Genomic DNA, 20,083 nt, shown 5'->3' on the forward strand with positions numbered 1-20,083 from the left:
ACCGCGATCCGGGGCCCCTACTGCGTCCGAGTCAGTTGTTCAGACCGCAGTCCTTGCCCTCCACGGGCAGCGGGGTGCAGGGCAGCTTCTTGTAGTCGGCCGGCGCGGCGCCTTCGAGCTTTGCCAGGTTTTCCGGCGTACGCGGCAGCCACTCGAAGTCGACCGTGTCGATCGCCTTCGGCCCAGCGGAGACCTTCCGCACCGGCAGGTACGACTCGGAGTCGACCCAGATGTCGGTGGTCGAAGCCGGCACCGGCACCCACCGGAGGTGCACGGTCGCCTTACCGTCGAGCGACTCCTCACCGATCAGCTTCAATGTGCCGGTGGCGAGCGCGTCCTTCAGCTCGGCGGGATCCATCAGCGGACCAACGGCCTTCTTGCCGGTCGGCGTCTCGATCCGCTCCCCGTTCGGCCCCTGCGTGACAGTCACCTCGACCCCCTGCGGCATCGCCGCGATCTGGTCGTTCCACCACTTCTTCCGCTGGTGGTCGATGACGATCGCGTCATTGCCGTTGCCGGACTTGACGACGGTGATCGTGCCCTTGGTCTGGACGTCCTGCTCGTCCGTACGCTCACGCCCGGTCTTCGCGTCGACCCAGCGCTCGTTGGTGAGGGTCGTCCTGCCCTTGCCGTCTTTGAACTCCGAGCGGGCGTGCTGGACGGAGTCGGTCAGGTTGCCGAGCGCGCTGGTGGTGCGCTCGCTGACGAAGCTGACCGTGAGCATTTCCGGCGCGTTGTCGACGATGCTGCCGGCGTTGCCGGTGCCGGACGCGCTGGTGTTCGGTGAGGTGCCGGCCGGGGAGAGGGTCAGCGACGCCGCCAGGGCGATCGCCACGACCACCGGCACCCCACCCGCGACACGCAGCCCCCAGGTCCGCCGGTTGTGCCGGCGGTGCAGGGTCGCGGTCAGCCCCGAAGGCGCCCCGAGCCCGGCCATCTCGTCGTGCAGCCGGGTGCCGAGCTGCTGCCCCAACTGGTCCTCGTTGAGCGCGGTCATTGGAAAACCCTCATCTCCTGTGTGTCGTGCTGATCCCCGAGCAGTTCGCGGAGGCGGCCCAGGGCGCGGGATGTGTACGACTTGACGGTTCCGGGCGAGCAGCCGACCAGCAGCGCTGTCTGCTCGACCGAAAGGTCCTCGAAGAACCGGAGCACGATCACCTGCCGCTGACGGATCGGCAGGGTGGCGACCGCGTCGGCCACCAGACGCCGGTTGCCGATCGCGTCCAGGCCGGGATCATTGGTACGGAACGCGTCCCTGTCCTCGGGCAGCGGAGTCTCGCGTGGTCTACGCAGCAGTCCCCTGATCCGGTCACGGGACAGGTTGACCAGGACGTGCCGGACGTACGCCTCGGGTGCGTCGCGCGCCTTCGACCAGCGGCGCATCGTACGCAGCAGAGCGGTCTGCAACAGGTCCTCGGCATGCCCACGGTCTCCCGTGAGCAGGTACGCGAGGCGCAACAGCGCTGCCGACCGCTCCTCGACGAATGTGTCGAAGCTCGGATCAAGTCTCACGCAGCTAAGAACTCCACCCCTGTACGGGCGGTTGCCACGTCCGAGCGGCCCTCACGAGTTCTTCGTACGCTACGAACATCCCCTCCACGGGGTGCCCGGGAAGGCCCGGTGCGTTGAATTCGATCTTTATTGGTGCAGGCTGTCTGGTGTGTCGGTATTTTAACTATGTGAGTAATCGCGCGGTAGCTCCTTGCGTTTCTTTCGAATTGAAGACAACCTGGTCGCCATGGCCGCCACAGCCGAAGTGATGGACGGGCAGACGATCCTGCCCGACGCCGCAAATGCCGGGGTCGTCATCGACCTTCTCAAGGTTCTTCGCGATCGGGGCCAGGCGGTGCCGGAAGCGCGGGCGAGGCTCGTGAGCGCGAACGGGTCGAGCTCCATCGAGCTCCCCGACGGTCTTCACGACATCCTGGTCAATGCACTCGAAGCTCTGGCCCAGGGTTATGCGGTGACCATCGCGCCGCAGCACACGACCCTCACCACCCAGCAGGCAGCCGATTTGCTGGGCGTGTCGCGGCCAACCTTGATCAAGCTGCTGGACGACGGAAAGATCCCGTACGACCGCCCGAGCAGTCATCGGCGGGTCAAGCTTGCGGACCTGTTGGAATTCCAGCAGAGGCGACGGCGGGAGCGGCGCGAACTACTGGATGAAATGACCTTGGATAGCATCGACATGGGTCTGTATGAACTTGCTATGGAAGACGGCGATGACGGCGACGAGCCATCTCATGAGCGAGTTTCCGATTAGGAGACCCTCCGCCTAAGCTCTCCTGGTGCCGTTCTCCGCTCTGCTCGACGCGAACGTTCTGGTGCCGAACGCGCTCCGCGATACTTTGCTCCGAATCGCGGCAGCTGGGTTGTATCGCCCATTGTGGAGCGATGACATCCTGGCGGAGACCCGTCGCGCGGTCCTTCGGCTGCATCCGAGGATTGAGCCTGCCAGGTTCGATCGCACGATCGCGCGTATGAACGAGGCGTTCGATGACGCGCTCGTCACCGACTATCGGTCTCTCGTAGACGGCATGACCAACGATCCGGGAGATCGGCACGTGCTGGCGGCGGCGGTGGTGGGCCGGGCTGACCTGATCGTCACTCGGAACCTCAGAGACTTCCCGAGGTCGTCGCTCCTGCCGTACAACCTGGAAGCGCTGGATCCTGACCGGTTTCTCTGTGCCCAGTACGATCTTGCACCCACGCTGGTCTTTGGTGTCCTCGAAGAGCAGAGCGCGGCGACGGGTCGGCGGCCGGGCACGAGGAAGATCAGCGTCGAGGATCTGCGCATCGGACTCAGTCGTTGCGGTGCCCCCGACTTTGCGGACCGAATCAAGATTCGTTTGAGCGTCAACTGACGGTCCTGATCGAGGACGCATGCGGATCTCGCGATAGGCGTCGCCAGTTACCGGCCGTACAAAAGTACGCGTGAAAGCTGGCTCGGGTGGCCGTCGGAGATGATCACCGCTGTTTGCTGCGTCAGCGCGGAGGACGACTGCGCCATTTATGTCGTACCGGCCGTGTAGACCGTCTCGTTGTTGTCGAGATTTCAGGAGTGATCATGTCAAGGCTTGTTGATCGTCTTATTGCGGCAGTGGATGATGATCGTCGCGATGCCGGCATCGCGTTCAGCGCGACCTATCAGCCGGTGGGAGGTCAGGGCGGAAAGATCATGCCGCCCACTTTCCCGATTCCCGATCATGAAACCCGGTCCGCCCACCGCGAGGGACGGCTGCCGAGGCCGTACGTCTTCGAACGGCGCCTGGTCGACGGCGAGCAGCAGGACACCGTCGTGGTGGACCAGGTGCCGTCGCAGGCCAACCGGGTCGAGGAGGCGCTGCTCGTGGCGCGCGACGGCGGCCGGTTCGACCTGCCGCTGTTCGAGTTGGTCATGAAGGAGGAAGGGGTCAGGCTCACCTCGCTGGACTTCCCGCACCGCTACGCGGACGCGTACCTGCGGGACAGCGAAGTCGGCGGAATCCGTTTCGACAGCAGCGATGTCGGCCGTGAGCTGCGCTCGGCCACCGCTGGGGACGTACGGCCGCTTTACCGGCGGGAGCCGTACTCGTTGCTGTTCGGGGCTTGGGACTCGCACCGCAAGGGGCGGTGGCCGAAGTTCGCCCGGATCTACTCGTCCACGATGTTCGGGACGGAGTGGTTGGAGGGAGAGCGGCGGGCCGGTCGGCTCGACCCGTCGAACCTGACCGGCGCAATCGACGACAAGGCCAAGCAGGAGGGGAACTGGCGGTTCCTTCCCGAGGGCACCAAGGCCAAGGGCGGCAAGCTCAGCGAGATCGGGCACGGTCACATCGCGCCGAACGCGACCCACGGCGGGGTGACGGTCCGTGAGGTGCGCCGCCAGGGCTGGATCTCACTCGCAGGGCTGGAGCGACTGCGGTTCGGGGACGCGACCGTGGAGGCGGCGACCCTGGCCAGGGCGACGCTGGTGGCGTTGGCACTCGTCGGTGACCGGCTGACATTCGGCCGCCCGTCGCTGTGGCTGCGCTCCGGCTGCGACCTGACCAGGATCTCCGAGACGGTCTACTTCGAACGCGATGGTGGCGAGCGGGAGCCGATCGAGGTGAGCAGCGCCGAGGCCATCGCGGCTTTCGTCGCCCTGCGCGACCGGGCCACGGCGGCCGGGATCGTGATGGACACGGACGTGGTGCCGATCGCCCCGACCCGGCAACTTGCCGAGGCGATCCGATTCGCGGTGACGTCGGCCGTCGGCGACGGGGAATAGCCCGATGGCACTGAGCATCACCGTGCGGCTGCGCGACGGCCGCTACGATGCGGCGGATCTTGCGGACCGGATGGAGTGGCCGCCGCACCCCGCCCGACTGTTCTGCGCACTGCTCGCCTCGGCTGAACCCGACGCATCCGCGGCGGGCTACGCGGCCGACGACGCCGCGCTGCGCTGGCTGGAACAGGCCGGACCACCACTGGTGTTGGCGGTCCCCGTCGACCGGATCACCGCTTCGGTCCGGAGCGGCTTCGTGGTGACGAACGCGACCGACAGCAAAGCCGGGAGCACCCGGTGGCCGGGGCGTACCAACCGGGCAAGCACCCGGACCGGCGTACTGCCGGCTGATGACCAGGTGGCTTTCGTGTGGCCGGACGCGACCGCCGACGACGGGATGCTGTGGCGACTGAGCCGGCTCGCTCGGCGGGTGCCGTACTTCGGCCGGTCGACCTCGTCGGCGGAGCTGGACGTACGGGACGAGGTGGTGGAGTCGCGGCCGTCGTGGGTGACGTACCGGCCGACTCGGCTCGGCACGTCGGGTGCGCTCGCGCTGCGAGTGCCGTACGCCGGCTACACCGACCAGCTTCGGGCGGCGTACGCACAGGGCGAACGGGCCTGGCAGATGTCCCGGGCAATCGACTACACCACCGACGTCGAACCGGCAGCGGACACGGCTGCGACCAGCGCAAACGGGCCGTACCGGGAGATGCTGGTGTGGCCGGCGGAGCGGGGACGGGTGCCGATCCAGGGCGACCGTCTGCTCACCGTCACCGACATTCTGCGCCGGGCGGTGCTGGACCGGGTCGCGGATCCGGTGCCGCCGCAGGCGAGCGGGCACGGCGCGGACGGCCGACCGCACGTGGGCTTCCTGCCGCTGCTGGACGTCGGACACCGGCACGCCGACGGGCACCTGCTCGGGGTCGCGGTCGCGATCCCCGGTGACCTGCCGGACGCGGACCGGATCGCAGTGCTCCGGGGTCTGCTCGGCGACGACGGTGAGAACCCGATCCGGGTGCTCCGGGCCGGCGCCGAGGGCGTGTTCCGGTTCGACGATCCGGCCGAACCGCCGACAACCTGGGGACTGCGCCCGGACCGGTGGATGGGGCAGCCGACCGGAGCGCGGCGCTGGGTGTCGGTGACCCCGATGATGCTGGATCGCTATCCGGGCCGGAACGACCAGGCCGAGGTGCTGGCTGACGGTTTCGAGATCGCCGGTTATCCACGGCCGGAGTCGGTGACCGTGCTGGAGGCCCCACTCGTACGCGGCGCGGTGCGGCTGCCCCGGCGCGGCACCGTACCCGCCGGGCGGCCCCGACGCCCGTTCGTGCACTGCCGGGTCGAGTTCGCCACCCCGGTACGCGGCCCGGTCATCGCCGGGGCACTGCGTTACCTGGGCTGCGGCCTGTTCGTCCCGGAGGTGCCCGATGCCCGCCCCTGACCAGGACGAACAAAAGCGACTGGTGAAGCTGTTCGCCGACTTCGTCCACGAGGTGCACGGCGACCCGACCGCCCCACCAGAGAAACGACGCAAACCGTTCCCGTGGCAGTCCGCGTTGCTGCTCCGGATCATCACCGAGGGCCGGTGGCCGGACGTGATCGACGTACCGACCGGGCTGGGCAAGACGTCCGTGCTCGATGTGGCGGTGTTCGTGGCGGCATTGCGGCCGGAGCTGGCGAAACGCCGTACGTTCTTCGTGGTCGACCGGCGGCTCGTGGTGGACGAGGCACACGAACACGCCACTCGGTTGCAGGAGGCGCTGAGGAGGGCTGCCACTCCGGTCTGTGCCCGGGTCGCAAGCGCGTTGCGGGTCGACGGGGACGACGACGGTGAGTTGCTGACGGTGGCCCGGATGCGCGGCGGTGTCACCTGGGACCGGATCTGGTTGGAACGCCCCGACCGGCACGCGATCGTCACCGGCACCATCGACCAGGTCGGCAGCCGCCTGCTGTTCCGCGGCTACGGCGTCAGCGAGTACGGCCGCAGCATCGACGCAGCCCTCGTCGGCACCGACAGCCTCATCGTCGTGGACGAGGCGCATCTTGCGAACGCCTTCCGCACCACCGTTACCGCCGCGCTGGACCTGGACCGGTGGCCGCTGGAACTCGGCAACCAGCCCACGAAGGTGAAGCCGACCCTGGTCACCATGTCGGCTACCAGCGCGAAGGACGGGACCGGTCGGGAGATCACCGTGCACGGCATCTCCGACGCCGACAAGGAGGACGAGGTCGCCAGCCAACGGCTGGGGGCACGCAAGCGGCTGCGGCTGGTCGAGGTACCGACGACGAAGAAGAAGGCGAACACTGACGTACCCCGGGCCCTGGCCGACCTGGCGTTGCACCTGGCGCCGCAGGGTGTGGTCGGGGTGGTGGTCAACACCGTGTCCCGCGCCCGCGCGGTGTTCGAACTGCTCGACAAGCAGGTGGAATCGATCCTGCTGACCGGCCGCAGTCGACCGCTCGACCGGGAACTCCTGCTCGCCCGCTACTACGGGCGGATCAAGGTCGGGCGGGACTACGACGATCGGCGACCGTTTATCATCGTCGCCACCCAGACGATCGAGGTCGGCGCGAACATCGACCTGGACGCGCTGGTCACCGAGTCGGCGTCGCTGGCGGCCCTGGTCCAGCGACTCGGCCGGCTGAACCGGCTCGGGCTTCGCGAGGTTCCGGCACCGGCCTACGTCGTGCACGACAGCACCGTGGACGCGGAGGACTACGTCTACGGGGAAGCCCGCCTGGCCACCTGGCAGTGGCTCGCCGGTCAGGCACCGGTCGGCACGGTGAAGAACCTCGCGGCGGCCGAGAACGGGCTGAACGCCGCACCCGCCGCGCTGCGTACCATGGCCGCCGCCGCGCCACCGGAGACGGGCAAGGTCCGAGCGGAGGTGGTGCCGTACCTGTTTCCGGCGACCCTGGACACCTGGACGCGTACGTCCCCGGTGCCGCATCCGGATCCTCCGGTCGCGCCCTACCTGCACGGCATTGTCGAAGAGGTTCCGCCGGTCACCGTCGTCTGGCGCACCGGGATGCCGTTCGAGCAGTCGGAACGTTGGTCGGCGGTGGTCGACTTCGTCCAGCCGGTGACGGAGGAGACGATCGACATCCCGGTCCGCGAGGTGCGCCGCTGGCTGTTGGAGGAGGGCGACGCCGAACCGGTCGCCGACATTGACGTACCGGAGCCGACCGAGGCCGCGGAGTCCGGGTCCGCGGCCCAGCCGATGCCGCCCATGCGGCAACAGGCACCGCGCTCACGCGATGAGCGGGGTCATCCGAGGGTGCTGCGTTACCCGCGCCGGGGCGACGGCGAGGTGATCATCGCCCAGCGGATCCGCGGCGGTGACACGATCGTGGTGCCGGTTGAATACGGCGGCTGTGACCGCTTTGGCTGGCACCCGGACAGCGAAGCCCCGGTGGTCGACGTGGCGGACCTGGCCGACCGGCGACGCGGCCCGATCCTGCGGGTCGGCCCCCACCTGCGGAAACTCGCCGCCTACCTCACCGTTCCAACCCCGGCCGCCGACTCCGACGCCACACCCGACCCATCGGGTACGGCAACCTGCGCGCCCAACCAACGCGACGCGCTCAACCACCTACTCGCCTTAGCCACCACCGACCCGGAAGCAGACAAACCCCACGGGTACGCGGACCGCCTGCCCGCGGTCGCCGACAGCCTGGACGACGACAACCCGCTGGGCCAGGCACTGCGCTCACTGCTCCGGCCCGACCCATCGAATAAGCAGCCTGAACAGGGAAAACCCCGTCTCACGGTGACGCCGACCCGGCAACTCGACCCAACGACCGGAAAGTTCTGGATCCCGGAGTTCCCGGTCGTGCTGTCCGCCAACCGCCGCCAGGCCAACGACGACTCGGAGACCGGCAGCTCCAGCACCGCCTATCCGGGGCGCCGGATCGGCCTCGTTCTGCACCAGGAGGCGGTGGCCGCCCGTGCAGCGCAGATGGCCGCGCACCTCGGGTTGAGTCCCCGACTGTCGGAGAGCGTCCGGGTTGCGGCGCTCTGGCACGACGAGGGTAAACGTGACATCCGGTTCCAGACCATGTTGCGCGGGGGACGCCGCGCCGCAGCCGAGCTGGCAACGGAACCGCTGGCGAAGTCGGGGATCGACCCGACGAATCTGGCGGAGGCCCGCCGTGCCCGCGAAGCCGCGAAGTATCCGTCGGGGATGCGGCACGAGGCGCTGTCCGCGCGGATCGCCGCCCTGCACCTCGCCGAACATCCGGAGGACGTGGATCCGGCGCTGGTCCTGCACCTGATCGCCAGCCACCACGGCCGCAGCCGTGGCCTGCTGCCACCCGTCGTGGACCGCGAACCGGTGAAGGTTGTCGTGCCGGGACTGCCGGTCCTCGGCACCGAGGAAACGGTCGAGTGGCAGTCGCCGACCCAGTTCGACCAGCTCAACACCGAGTACGGCCGCTGGGGGCTGGCACTGCTGGAAACCGTCGTACGCCTGGCCGACATCTGGTGCTCGGCGCGGGACGAGGAGGATGGCTCATGACGTACACAGTGGAGTTGGCGGCGCTCGACGGCCGGGACGCGCTCGGCTTCCTGGCCTCTCTCGGCGTGGTGAGGTTGTTGCGCGACGAAGCACGGGTCGACGCGCGGCTGTCCTACGACGAGACCAGCGGTTGCGCGCTGCTGCACAGCCCGCTCGCCACCGTCGAGGAAATCGTGGACGCCCTGGTACCCGTGATCGGCACGATCCCCGACGACGGCGTCATCCCCAGTGTGCCGGCGATCTTCCCGCTTTCGAAGATCGGCGTCGCGCCCGACCCGATGCGGGTGCCGCGCGAGGAGTTTCGGACACTCGTCCGCGACTTGGTCGGCAGGCACCCTGAGCCGGCGCTGAGCCGTTGGCTCTCAGTGCTGGTGACCGATCTGGCAGTTGACGCGAAGGGGCGGGCGGCGCTCACCCCGTTCACCGCCCCGGCTGGACAGCAGAGCCTGCGCTCGCTTTTCAGTAAGCCGCTCGAAGAGGTGCGGAAGGATCCGCCGACCCTGATCCGGGAGGGGCTGACCCGGTGGCGGCGGGTCGACGGTTACACCGGCGAATACCTCGACCACCGGGTGCTGCGCAGCGCCGCCGACCATCCGAGCGGGGCGTCGGTCGAGGCTGGCGTGCCGGGCGCGACCTGGCTCGCCATCATGGCCCTGCCGCTGCTGCGCCTCAGCGGAAACGGCATTACGGTCCAGGCCACGCTCTGGCACAGCGTCCCCGGTCGGCGGCAGCCTGTCATGACCTGGCCCCTCTGGCGGCAACCACTCGACACATCCGGGATCACGACCCTGTTGGAACATCCCGACGTACGTCCGGGAGCCGTTGCCAAGAAGGTCACCGTGAGCCGGAGCTGCTGGCAGCCGCTCGGCATCTTCGCCGTCGCTGGGGCAGCCCGACGCCCGATCGAGGGCCGTAAATCAGCCGGCGTCCTAGCCCCGATCCCCATCCGCACCACCACCGGCCGATAGCCCACCACTGCCACAAGCCCCCACAACTCGTACGCGAGCGACCGTATCTTGACAATTACATAGCTTGTCTGGTTTGTCCTCGTGTCTCGGAACCCCAAGCTCGCACGATTTTCCGGGGAGGTCCCGAGCCAAGATTTGCGGGCAAGGCGGTTGAATCGGACACCATCGGAGCAAGTCCCATGGCGGCAGATATCTAAATATGTAGCTCGGGAAGCCTCACGCCGGTCGTTCGCGACCGGCCACTATTGCGACTGGGCGCTCTGGCCGCAGCACACGGGCGACCCGGCAGACTCACGCCGGTCGTTCGCGACCGGCCACTATTGCGACTCTGCGCTCTGCTCGACCAGGTCGTGTACGAGCCCGTCCTCACGCCGGTCGTTCGCGACCGGCCACTATTGCGACACCTCGTCGGGCACACGGGGGGCCACGCTCCCACAGCGACTCACGCCGGTCGTTCACGACCGGCCACTATTGCGACGCGGCGTCGAGAACTTTCTGCGTCTCCCGACGGGCGACACTCACGCCGGTCGTTCGCGACCGACCACCATTGCGACATCTGGAACGAGGGCTTCAAACGCCATCCGTCGTGCGACTCACGTCGGTCGTCCGTGACTGGCCACCATTGCGGACAGGGCATCCATCGGTGGTACGTTCTCATCATCCTCGACTCACGTCGGTCATTCGTGACTGGCACCCATTGCGGCGCGGTGTCGAACGGGCCACCAAGCCGCACGCTCCTCTTACACTAGTTGCTTGCGACCGACCTCCATTGCGACACCGACATTCTGTCTGGCGCTTCTCCCGGCACCAACTTCTCACGTCGGTCGTCCGCGACCGACCACCATTACGGTGCCCAGGACATCACCTACCACAAGTCCCAGCGGTCGCAGTTCATGTCCGTCGTTCGTGACCGACCTCCATTGCGACTTGAGAACCGCTTCGTTGAGCAAAACCCCGTAACGCTCTCACGTCGGTCGTTTGTGATCGACCACCATTGCGACTACATCAATGGCGTGTACTGGGAGCTGCGGCAGGCGGGGCTGAAGTCGGTCGTTGTGGCCGATCACCATTGCGACATCGGCGGCGCCATCCCGGTCACGGTCCGGACCCGCGCGCTCACGCCGGTCGTTCGCGACCGGCCACTATTGCGACTTGAGGCCGGCCGCGCTCGACACGCCTTGGGCCTGGAGGCTCACGCCGGTCGTTCGCGACCGGCCACTATTGGACCATGATCCGCAGCGAGCGATGCTGTTCGCCGACCGCTCACGCTGGTCGTTCGCGACCGGCCTCCATTGCGAGGCGTTCGACGACAACTACCAAGACGGCTCCAACCTTCCTCACGCCGGCCTTTCGCGACCGGCCTCCATTGCGACCTCCACACCCTCATCGCCGTGTTGCTGGGTCAGCAGCCCTCACACCAGTCGTTCGCGACTGACTCCGTTGCGACGGCGTCAGCCCCAGCCGGTCCTCGAGCTTGAGGGCCCGGGTTCACGTCGGCTGCTTGAGGCCGGCCACCATTGCGATAAGCGTCGCGGTGAACCCGTCGCCAGTTACGCCTGTACCCTCACGTCGTTCGTTCGCGGCCGACCACCATGGTGACAAGGGCTACGAGCCGTACATCGCGCTCACGTTGCTTGTTCGCAATCGACCACCATTGCGACCAACCGGCCTACCGCCCAGCCGATGTCGCGGCGCTGGCTCACTTGTCCAGCGTCACGTTATTCCTGCTCCCGCTGGTCGTCGTGACCGGCGTCCGTTGCCGAGGACCCCGGTCCGGGCGGTCACGTCTACCGGTTTATCGGCAGGGGGCAGACCTACGACCTTGGGATTAGAAGTCCCCTACTTTGGCGGGGCGGTCGACCGGATGATCGAGACCGCGCACAGATCCCCGAAACAAGCTTTGTCACCGGCGTTTTGTAGGGTCGGGTGCCAGAGATCTACTTGGGCGAGTGGTCGGCGACGTACGTGCCTCGGCCCGGTTGGCCGATGATGAGGTCGCGGTCGTGCAGTAGCGACAGGGCGCGGTGGACCGTACCTGGGCTGACGCCGTACTGGTCGGCGAGCTGCGAGGTGGAAGGCAGCTTGTCGCCCGGCGCGAGTTCGCCGCTTTTGATCTTGGCGGTGATCTCGTTCGCGATGATCTTGAACGGTGCTGCTGCGGTTGGCATAGAGGTGTCTCCGGTCGGTTCGGCACCTCTGATCTTGCCCTAGTTACTCCAGTTACTGCAATAGGTTGGCATCCTCCTCCATGGACTAGACCTACTCGATATAGTCGGGTAGGTTTTCCACATCTCCTCCGGTCGGTTCGGCAAATCGCCGGAGGGTGGCGACCCGGTCTGGACTTCTCCGGCGCTCCGGCCGGGTCGCCTTCCACTCCTCGCGGAAGGTGGCTGGCACGTGCGCGTACTGCTTCGAGTTCTTTCGTTTTGGCGGCGGCGGCGGCCGGCTGGGGCTGTGGTCGTGGCTCCGGTTGTGCGGCCGAGGCCGATCAGCTGGGTACGGGCGGCGGACAACCAGGCGAGCGGGTACTACCGGACGGCGACGTACCCGCCGTTGAGCGACGGGCAGGTGCGGGAGCGGCAGTTTCCGGTCCGGCGGTACGGGCTGGACCCCGAGGAGGTACGCGTCTTCCTGCATCGGGTCGCCAACGAGCTGAACGCCCTGCAAGGCGAGTTGGACCGCACCCGCAACGAGAACATCCGGATCAAGAACCACCTGCGGACCTGGCAGTCCCGGTTCACCCCCGGAGTACGGGTGTGACCACCGCAGACGCCCATTCCAACCGGTACGTCATCCACCTGCCCGTCACCGCACCCGACCTGCCCGGCGCGCTCAACCTGGCTCGCGTACTCGCCCGTTCGGTGAGTTTCCTGCCGCAGATCGACTCCACCGGAGCCGAGGTGTCCGAAGAGGACAACCAGAACGCTCGCCACCAGGTGTTCTGTGATCGTCCCACCGAGGGCGAGCGGCGGCGGTGCGGGAAAGCGGCGGCGCACTCCGGTGAGTGTCGATGAGCGCCGCGCCGATCGTGCGGCTCCGGGCCCAGCTTGTGATCACCGTTGGCAACCGGGATACCGGCGCGGTCGCCTCGGTGAACGTGGTGCCGGGTCTGGTGCAGGCGACGCCCTCACCGTACGACGGTTGGCGTTTGCCCCTGTTTCCGCTGGTCAGCGAGCTGGCGAAGCAGACCGGGACGGCGCTGCGCAGCCTGCGTGAGGTGGACCGGCCGGAGCAGCCGCTCGATCCGGACGGCGAGCTGAGCCTGCACCTGCCCCGCGCATGGCAGCCCGACCTGCCCGCCGCCGAACGCCTCGCGCTCGAAGTCACCGCACTCGGCGGCCTCTCCCGACACCCGTGGTGGGTCTACCTCGGCGACTCGACCGACCCCGGCCCACCCGACCACAACAACCTTCTCGCCCGACTCTGCCGGGCCGCCGACCTGCTCTGCCTCGACCTGGTGATCGAGGCCCGAAAATCACCCGGCGACCGTCTGACCTGGGACATCCGCTTCGAACTGCCGGGCTCGCCCATCCCGATCACCACCCACGGGTACGCCCGCAGCCTGCTGACCGCGATCGAGTGCACCACCGTCGCCGACGCGGTCTACGGTCTCGCCGAACGTTGCGCGACCGCCCCGGCGCACTACCTCACACCCTCAATCAAACCCGACCGGGTGTGGAGTGAACCCGACGTCGACCAGCTCGAACGGCGGATCATGCGGGACTGCGCGGATGACAACCCGGGTGCCCAGGCGATCTGGCGAAACCGGAACTGGTGGCACGCCAGCCTGCGAAGCGCCGAGCAGGCGGTGCATCGCGGTTGGGAGCCGCCGTCCCCGGCTTACCTCGGTGACCCGATCCCGAGCGTGACCTGCCCGGACTGTCACGGCAGCGGCACCACCTGGCAGGGGACCAGGCGCTGTCCCAGCTGCTCCGGTCAACGTCGGCTGCACCAGGGCGCGGCGGTTGTCCTCACCGACCTGGGCAACCAGACCATTTGGCTCAACTGGCGGCGGCCGGACGACGAGGGCAGCGGCACTGGCGGGTCCGGCGCGGTGGTGGCGAGGGAGGTCGCCGGTCAACCGATCGTGCAGCTCGGCGAGCGTTACCGGCTCGGCTCGTGGGTGGGGCTGTTCGGCCGGGGACCGGAGGCGATGGCCGAGTTCGACGGCATCGGGACGGTCGACCATCGGTTGTGCCACGGGCTGGTCATGCTGCCGGAACCGGACGCGGACCCGCTCGACCGGTACCTGGCACTCGCTGGCGGGTTACGTCCCGGTGGGCGGTTGCTGATCCGGGTGACGGGCTGGTCGGAGCTGTCGCTCGGGCAGCTCGTCCACCTGGTCCACGGCCTCGGGCTCGCGCTCCGGGTCACCGTCCAGGACCTGACGAGGAACGCCGACAACCTGGCGAAGGTGCAGGGTGTGCGCTGGGAGGTGAGGGCGGTCAGACCCGGTGACACCCCCGAACGGATCTTCCCGCCGCTGCGGAACAGCCTGCCCGAGGCGATCGACCACTGCCTGCGTCACCTGGGCTCGGCCCTGTACGCCGCCGTACCGGTTGATCCGGTCCGGCCGCTCCTGGTTCCGCAGCAGCTCGCATCGGCGGCGGGGCCGCTCGAACTGGAGTCGGCGTTGCCGCTGGCTGCTCGGAGTCGCCCCGGTGAGCCGGTTTCGGTTCGGCTGGACCCGGATCGGGGCGACGGCCACGGTCCCGACGAGTAATGCCGAAAGTTTCGTACATCGAATTTGATGTAAGAACATCATCTTTGATGTACGAACTTTCGGCGTTATAACTCCGCGACGGCGAATCGCCAGCCAGCCAGCCAGCGGTGCGCCTCAGATCGTGACGACGAGTTTCCCGGTGGTGTGTGCGCGGGCGAAGTCGACGCAGGCTTGGACGCCCTGGTCGAGCGTGTAGCGGCGGCCGATCGTGGCCCCCAGTTCACCACGGGCGGCCAGTTCGCCGACTTCGCGCATCCCGCCGAACGTGCCGTCCATGTCCAGCACGAACAGCAGCTCCACGTCATCCCGGCCGATCCACCCCTGCTCCGGCACCGGGTACGTGATGGTGAGCAGCCGTCCACCCGGGCGTACGGCGGCTGCCACTGCGGTGAGCTGGTCGCTCGGCAGGGTCAGGTTGAAGGCGACGTCGACGTTGGACGGGTACTCGGCTTCGGCGTACCCGATGGTTCGGGTGGCGCCGAGGGCGCGCAGGGTGTGGGCGTCGGCGGTGGTGGAGGTGGCGATGACCTGGGCTTTTGCGGCGGCGAGCAGTGGGAGAACCGCGGTGCCGACGCCGCCGGTGGCGCCGATGACCAGGACGGTTTCGCCGGGTTGGATTTTGGCGGTGGCCATCAGGGCGCGGGCGGTCAGGCCGGTGGTGGGCAGGGCCGCCGCCTGTTCGACGGTGAGGCTGGCCGGGCGGTGGGCCAGGAACGGGGTGTCGGCTTCGAAGACCGCGTACTCGGCGAGCGAGCCGGTGCTCAGCGACGGGCGGTTCGCGCCGGCCATCGCCCGCAGGGCCCGGGGCACGGCCTGGCCGAAGATCTCGTCACCCACCCGGTAGGAAACAACGCCGGCGCCGACCTCGCTGACCGTGCCGGCGAAGTCGTTGCCGGGTACGTGCGGGAACTCCAGCGGCGCGAAGTCGTGGAAAGCCCCGCTGGGCAGCCGGATGTCGGCGGGGTTGATCGAGGCGGCGGCGATCCGTACCTGGAGTTGACCCGGACCGGGGCGGGGCACCGGGACGTCGGCGATCGTGTACTCCTCGGGCGGTCCGTAGTGGGTGACGACAACAGCCTTCATGGATGCCTCCAGGAAACGGACCGGGCGGTCAGGTTATGTCGGGAAGCTAGCAATAAACGGACCGGGCGGTCAACTTGTTAGGGTGGCGGCGTGACCTCGACCCGTCCCCTGCGCGCCGACGCCGTACGCAACCGGCAGTTGCTTCTGACGGCGGCGGCGGACGAGTTCGCGGAGCGGGGAATGGACGCCTCGGTCGCCGACATCGCCCGCCGAGCCGGGGTCGGCAAGGGCACCGTCTTCCGGCACTTCGCCACCAAGGACGACCTGATCGCCGCGATCGTCCTCGACCGGATCGACGAGCTGAACACGGCCGGCGAAAGGCTGCTCGAAGCGGCGGATCCGGGCGCCGGGCTGCTGGAGTTCCTCACCGTCGCCGCGCACCAACGACAGCAACGCGATTTGTCGTTCCTGCACGAGGCCGGCGAGCTCAGTGCGGAGGTGACCAGGGTCCGTGAGCAGATGTACGACACGGTGCAGAAGCTGGTCGACCGGGCCCGCGAGCACCGCGCCGTACGCGACGACGTCACCGGGACCGACATCATCCTGCTGATGTGCGCACCGAACTACGTCACCAGCTACGTGCCGGACGCCCCGCCGGACCTGTGGCACCGGTACCTTGCCATCATCTTCGACGGACTACGCCCGGAAGGCGCCCATCCGCTGCCGCACCCGCCGCCCTCGACAGTGTGAGATCCCGAGCGCATCGTCGCTCCGGATGGGCAAACCCAACACCTGCGTGAGCGCAGTCATGGGCGGTGAGGTTGATCGATCGAGCGCTGGCTGTGAGATCAGGCCACCCAACCAGTGTTACTTATGGGTTTCGCCCACATAGCCCGTGCGTGACGTCACTCCTAGCGTGAGCCGACAAACAAGTTACCCACTACTCCCTCACGTGGAGCCATACATGACGGTCCGGACCACCCGGCGAGCGCTCGTCGCAGCCGCCAGCTTGATGGCCGTGGCGCTCGCCGCCGCGGCATGTGGCAGCCCGCAGGACACCGCCACCGGGGGCGGCGACTCCAACACCACCCCGGTCAAGGTCGGCCTGGTCTACTCCCAGTCGGGAGCGCTGGCCAGCTACGGCAAGCAGTACATCGAGGGTTTCAAGGCCGGCCTGTCGTACGCGACCAAGGGCACCAACAAGATCGGTGACCGGCCGGTCGAGGTGACCGAGGTCGACGACGCCGGTGACCCGGCCAAGGCGGTCTCCGCCGCCAAGGACCTGATCGGCAAGGGCACGAAGATCATCGCCGGGTCGACCGCCTCCGGTGTCGCGCTCCAGGTCGCCCCGATCGCCGCCCAGAACAAGACGCTGTTCATCTCCGGCCCGGCCGCCACCGACGGGGTCACCGGGGTCAACAAGTACACGTTCCGCTCGGGACGGCAGTCGTACCAGGACGTTGTCACCGCAAAGTCGTTCATCGGCGACGCCAAGGGCAAGAAGGTTGTCGTCTTCGCCCAGGACAGCGCGTTCGGCAAGAGCAACGAGGCGGCCGTACAGGCGGTCATCGGCGGGGCAGGGGCCACCGTGAGCAGCGTGCTCGCACCGGCCAGCGCCACCGAGTTCACCCCGTTCGCCAGCCAGATCAGCGCCGCCAAGCCCGACCTGCTCTTTGTCGCCTGGGCCGGCACCACCGCCCCGGCGATGTGGCAGACCCTCGACCAGCAGGGCGTACTCGCCGCCACCACCGTGGTGACCGGGCTCGACATCCGGGCCTCGTGGGCGACCTTCGGTGCCGCCGGCACGAAGATCTCGTTCCTGTCGCACTTCTTCGACGGCGCCGTCGACAACGACGCCACCAAGGCACTCAAGGCTGGCGTACCCGGCGGGACGCTCGACCTGTTCCACCCGGACGGCTTCACCGCCGCCCAGATGGTGGTCCGGGCCGCGACCGAGGGCGGCGACGACGTCGACAAGATGGTCACCGCCCTCGAAGGGTGGAGCTTCGACGGGGTCAAGGGCAAGAACACCATCCGCCCCGCCGACCACGCCCTGCTCCAGCCGATGTTCCAGGCCAAGCTGACCGGCAGCGGCGACCAGATCAAGGCAGAGCTCCAGAAGGCCCTGACCAGCGACGAGACGGCGCCGCCCGCGGTAGCCATGAAGGGCTGAGTGAAGTAGTGCTGGCCACCCGAGGCCTCAGTTGGCGAATCGGCGAAGTCGCCATCGTCGACGACGTCTCCTTCGACCTGGCGCCGGGAGAGTTCCTCGGCGTGATCGGGCCGAACGGAGCGGGCAAGACGTCCCTGTTCAACCTGATCTCCGGGCTCCGGCGTCCCACCGAGGGGCAGGTGCTGCTGCACGGGCAGGACATCAGCGGGCTCCCGCCGCACCGGCGGGCCGGCCTCGGGCTCGGCCGCACCTTCCAGGCATCCTCGGTGTTCGGCTCGCTCGACGTGCGGGAGAACGTGCGGCTCGCCGTACAGGCGCATCGTGGCGGGTCGATGAAGCTGTGGCGGCGGGCGGCGGCCGACAAGGACGTGGCCGCCGCCGCCGACGAGGCCCTCGACCGGGTCGGCCTCAGCCACCGGGGTACGGCACTCGCCGGCACCCTCGCCCACGGCGAGAAGCGCAAACTCGAAATCGCGCTCCTGCTCGCCGGGGAACCGAAGGTGATGCTCCTGGACGAGCCGATGGCCGGGGTCAGCGCCGAGGACGTGCCGGAACTCGTCGCGGTGATCCGGTCGCTGACCGGGGACAGCGGCCGGTCGGTGCTGATGGTCGAGCACCACATGGACGTGATCCTGGAACTCGCCGACCGGATCGCGGTCATGCACCACGGCGCGCTGCTCGCCATCGACACCCCGGACACCGTCATGGCCAACGCCACCGTGCAAGAGGCGTACCTGGGGGAGTCGCTATGAGCAACGAACCGATTCTGACCGTCGAGGATCTTTCGGTACGGATCGCCGGGCTGCACATCCTCCAGGGCGTCTCCTTCACGGTGGCGCCTACCGGGGTGACCGTGCTGCTCGGGCGCAACGGGGTCGGCAAGACCACCACGTTGCGCGCCATCATCGGGCTCACCCCCCGCAACGGCGAGGTGAGCGGCAGCATCCGTACCGGGTCGCAGAGCCTCACCGGGCAGGCGACGCACAAACTGGTCCGGGGCGGGCTCGGTTACGTACCCGAGGACCGGTGCGTGTTCGCCGGACTCACCGTCACCGAAAATCTGCGGCTCGCCGAACAGCGGGGCGCGAAACCGGCGTACGACAAGGTCTACGAGCTTTTCCCGGAGCTGGACCGGCGCGGACGGCAACGGGCCGGATCGCTCTCCGGTGGCCAGCAGCAGATGCTCGCCATCGGCCGGGTCCTGCTCAACAACAACAAACTGCTGCTGGTCGACGAGCCGACCAAGGGGCTCGCCCCGAAGGTCGTCACCGAGGTCGCCGAGGTGCTGGAACGGGTCGCGGTCACCGTCCCGGTCCTGCTCGTCGAACAGAACCTCGCGGTCGTACGCCGGCTCGCCCAGGACGCGATCGTGCTCGACGCCGGACGGGTCGCCTGGACCGGCGGCGCCCGGCAACTGCTGGAGGAGCCGGACCTGACCAAGAACCTGCTCGGAGTCGGATCGTCGGGGGTACACGCCTGATGGGCACCATCGTGCTGTTGACGCTCACCGGGCTCGGCCTGGCCGCGTTGTACTTCCTCGTCGCCGCCGGGCTCTCCCTGGTGTTCGGCCTCGCCGACGTACTCAACTTCGCCCACGGGCTGTTCCTCTCCGTCGGCGCGTACGGCACCTGGTGGGCGGCGAACCACCTGCCCGGTGCCGGACCGGGCGGCTTCGGTTTCGTGCTCGCCGTCGCGTTCGGTGTGGCCGCCGGTGCGCTGGTCGGGGCACTGGTCGAACTGGTGATGATCCGGCCGCTCTACTCGCGCAACATCGAACAGGTGCTGGTCACCGTCGGGTTGTCGCTGGCCGGGGTGGCGTTGCTCCAGGCATCCTGGGGTGCCGACCCGCGCGACTTTCCCCGGCCGGAGTGGAGCCGGCAGGTGACCGTGGTGCTCGGCGCCAAGGTGCCGAACTCCATCCTGCTGCTGATCGTCGCCGCCGTCGTGGTGCTCGCCGCGCTGCTGGCCTTCCTCCGCTACACCCGCTACGGCCTGATCATCCGGGCCGGGGTGGAGAACCGGGAGATGGTCACCGCGCTCGGCATCGACGTACGCAAGGCGTTCACCCTGGTCTTCGTCATCGGCGGGGCCGTTGCGGCACTCGCCGGTGGGCTCGGCGGCGTCTACTACGGCTCGGTGTCACCGAGCCAGGGCGGTTCGCTGCTCATCTTCGCCTTCATCGTGGTGGTGATCGGCGGGATGGGCTCGGTGGTCGGCTCCGCGTACGCGGCGGTCGTCGTCGGGCTGTTGCAGCAGTTCGTCAACTACTACGGCACCTCGGGCGCCGGTGACCTCTGCGTCGTCGCGCTGCTCGCGGCGGTGCTGCTGCTCCGCCCGCAGGGCATCGCCGGGAAGGCGGTAACGGCATGACCGAGCGCAGCGAGGTCATCAGTCAGCTCAGTCGTGCGTGGCATGCCGGCGACGAGCGAAGCG

The 20,083-nt window shown here is 68.3% G+C and carries 19 protein-coding genes; 15 read left to right on the top strand and 4 right to left on the bottom strand.

Translation table 11 applies throughout. From position 1 onward, the window contains the following. Window positions 1-31 precede the first annotated feature (31 nt). A complete protein-coding gene (locus ACWEFB_RS12870) occupies window positions 32-997 on the bottom strand; it encodes a hypothetical protein (protein ID WP_452285066.1) in 966 nt (321 codons plus the stop codon). Further along, window positions 994-1,512: a SigE family RNA polymerase sigma factor gene (locus ACWEFB_RS12875; protein WP_452285068.1), complete on the bottom strand. Its 519-nt coding sequence runs from the start codon at window positions 1,510-1,512 to the stop codon at window positions 994-996. Before ACWEFB_RS12875 ends, ACWEFB_RS12870 begins: the two co-directional genes overlap by 4 nt. Before the next feature lie 190 nt (window positions 1,513-1,702). Here ACWEFB_RS12875 and ACWEFB_RS12880 point away from each other — a divergent pair, with 190 nt between their 5' ends. The 7 genes from ACWEFB_RS12880 to ACWEFB_RS12910 all read left to right on the top strand — a co-directional run bounded on the left by ACWEFB_RS12880 (window position 1,703) and on the right by ACWEFB_RS12910 (window position 10,963). Further along, window positions 1,703-2,263: a helix-turn-helix domain-containing protein gene (locus tag ACWEFB_RS12880; RefSeq protein WP_452285070.1), complete on the top strand. Its 561-nt coding sequence runs from the start codon at window positions 1,703-1,705 to the stop codon at window positions 2,261-2,263. Between the two features lie 25 nt (window positions 2,264-2,288). Further along, on the top strand, window positions 2,289-2,864 hold the full coding sequence (locus ACWEFB_RS12885; RefSeq protein WP_452285072.1) for a PIN domain-containing protein: 576 nt from the start codon (window positions 2,289-2,291) through the stop codon (window positions 2,862-2,864). Window positions 2,865-3,100: 236 nt separating this feature from the next. Beyond that, window positions 3,101-4,249 (top strand): type I-G CRISPR-associated RAMP protein Csb1/Cas7g, encoded by a 1,149-nt coding sequence (gene cas7g, locus ACWEFB_RS12890; protein WP_452285074.1) that lies wholly within the window; start codon window positions 3,101-3,103, stop codon window positions 4,247-4,249. A 4-nt stretch (window positions 4,250-4,253) separates the two neighbouring features. Continuing rightward, complete coding sequence (csb2, locus tag ACWEFB_RS12895; protein WP_452285076.1) at window positions 4,254-5,687, top strand: type I-G CRISPR-associated protein Csb2; 1,434 nt, start codon at window positions 4,254-4,256, stop codon at window positions 5,685-5,687. Beyond that, entirely contained in the window at window positions 5,674-8,763 is a 3,090-nt protein-coding gene (cas3g, locus tag ACWEFB_RS12900; RefSeq protein ID WP_452285078.1) for a type I-G CRISPR-associated helicase/endonuclease Cas3g, read from the top strand. Before csb2 ends, cas3g begins: the two co-directional genes overlap by 14 nt. Next, entirely contained in the window at window positions 8,760-9,731 is a 972-nt protein-coding gene (locus ACWEFB_RS12905) for a type I-G CRISPR-associated protein, Cas3-extension family (protein WP_452285080.1), read from the top strand. Before cas3g ends, ACWEFB_RS12905 begins: the two co-directional genes overlap by 4 nt. A gap of 749 nt (window positions 9,732-10,480) precedes the next feature. After that, window positions 10,481-10,963 carry a hypothetical protein gene (locus ACWEFB_RS12910; RefSeq protein ID WP_452285082.1) on the top strand — a complete coding sequence of 161 codons (483 nt, stop codon included), beginning with the start codon at window positions 10,481-10,483 and terminating at the stop codon, window positions 10,961-10,963. Between the two features lie 705 nt (window positions 10,964-11,668). Here ACWEFB_RS12910 and ACWEFB_RS12915 read toward each other — a convergent pair. Beyond that, complete coding sequence (locus tag ACWEFB_RS12915) at window positions 11,669-11,899, bottom strand: winged helix-turn-helix domain-containing protein (protein WP_452285084.1); 231 nt, start codon at window positions 11,897-11,899, stop codon at window positions 11,669-11,671. A 292-nt stretch (window positions 11,900-12,191) separates the two neighbouring features. On the opposite strand from ACWEFB_RS12915, the gene ACWEFB_RS12920 reads away from it, so the two are divergent. From ACWEFB_RS12920 to ACWEFB_RS12930, 3 genes are read left to right on the top strand one after another with little or no spacing between them, the layout of a single operon-like run. Further along, on the top strand, window positions 12,192-12,491 hold the full coding sequence (locus ACWEFB_RS12920) for a DivIVA domain-containing protein (RefSeq protein ID WP_452285086.1): 300 nt from the start codon (window positions 12,192-12,194) through the stop codon (window positions 12,489-12,491). Further along, a complete protein-coding gene (locus ACWEFB_RS12925; protein ID WP_452285088.1) occupies window positions 12,488-12,745 on the top strand; it encodes a hypothetical protein in 258 nt (85 codons plus the stop codon). The genes ACWEFB_RS12920 and ACWEFB_RS12925 overlap by 4 nt, the downstream gene beginning before the upstream one ends. Next, window positions 12,742-14,454, top strand: a complete 1,713-nt coding sequence (locus ACWEFB_RS12930) for a hypothetical protein (protein WP_452285089.1) — start codon at window positions 12,742-12,744, stop codon at window positions 14,452-14,454. The genes ACWEFB_RS12925 and ACWEFB_RS12930 overlap by 4 nt, the downstream gene beginning before the upstream one ends. A gap of 114 nt (window positions 14,455-14,568) precedes the next feature. Here the strand turns inward: ACWEFB_RS12930 and ACWEFB_RS12935 are convergent, their stop codons facing one another. Then, complete coding sequence (locus tag ACWEFB_RS12935) at window positions 14,569-15,537, bottom strand: NADP-dependent oxidoreductase (RefSeq protein WP_452285091.1); 969 nt, start codon at window positions 15,535-15,537, stop codon at window positions 14,569-14,571. A gap of 90 nt (window positions 15,538-15,627) precedes the next feature. On the opposite strand from ACWEFB_RS12935, the gene ACWEFB_RS12940 reads away from it, so the two are divergent. The 5 genes from ACWEFB_RS12940 (at window position 15,628) to ACWEFB_RS12960 (ending at window position 20,020) form a co-directional block, all read left to right on the top strand. Then, complete coding sequence (locus ACWEFB_RS12940; RefSeq protein ID WP_452285093.1) at window positions 15,628-16,227, top strand: TetR/AcrR family transcriptional regulator; 600 nt, start codon at window positions 15,628-15,630, stop codon at window positions 16,225-16,227. Window positions 16,228-16,441: 214 nt separating this feature from the next. Then, window positions 16,442-17,650, top strand: a complete 1,209-nt coding sequence (locus tag ACWEFB_RS12945) for a substrate-binding domain-containing protein (protein WP_363602971.1) — start codon at window positions 16,442-16,444, stop codon at window positions 17,648-17,650. Window positions 17,651-17,658: 8 nt separating this feature from the next. Then, window positions 17,659-18,402: an ABC transporter ATP-binding protein gene (locus ACWEFB_RS12950; protein ID WP_326561160.1), complete on the top strand. Its 744-nt coding sequence runs from the start codon at window positions 17,659-17,661 to the stop codon at window positions 18,400-18,402. After that, window positions 18,399-19,130, top strand: coding sequence for an ABC transporter ATP-binding protein (locus ACWEFB_RS12955; RefSeq protein ID WP_326561159.1), 732 nt, complete (start codon window positions 18,399-18,401; stop codon window positions 19,128-19,130). The genes ACWEFB_RS12950 and ACWEFB_RS12955 overlap by 4 nt, the downstream gene beginning before the upstream one ends. After that, window positions 19,130-20,020, top strand: a complete 891-nt coding sequence (locus tag ACWEFB_RS12960) for a branched-chain amino acid ABC transporter permease (RefSeq protein ID WP_326561158.1) — start codon at window positions 19,130-19,132, stop codon at window positions 20,018-20,020. Before ACWEFB_RS12955 ends, ACWEFB_RS12960 begins: the two co-directional genes overlap by 1 nt. The last annotated feature ends 63 nt before the right edge of the window (window positions 20,021-20,083 follow it).

The sequence above is a fragment of the Micromonospora sp. NPDC004704 genome, assembly GCF_053601675.1.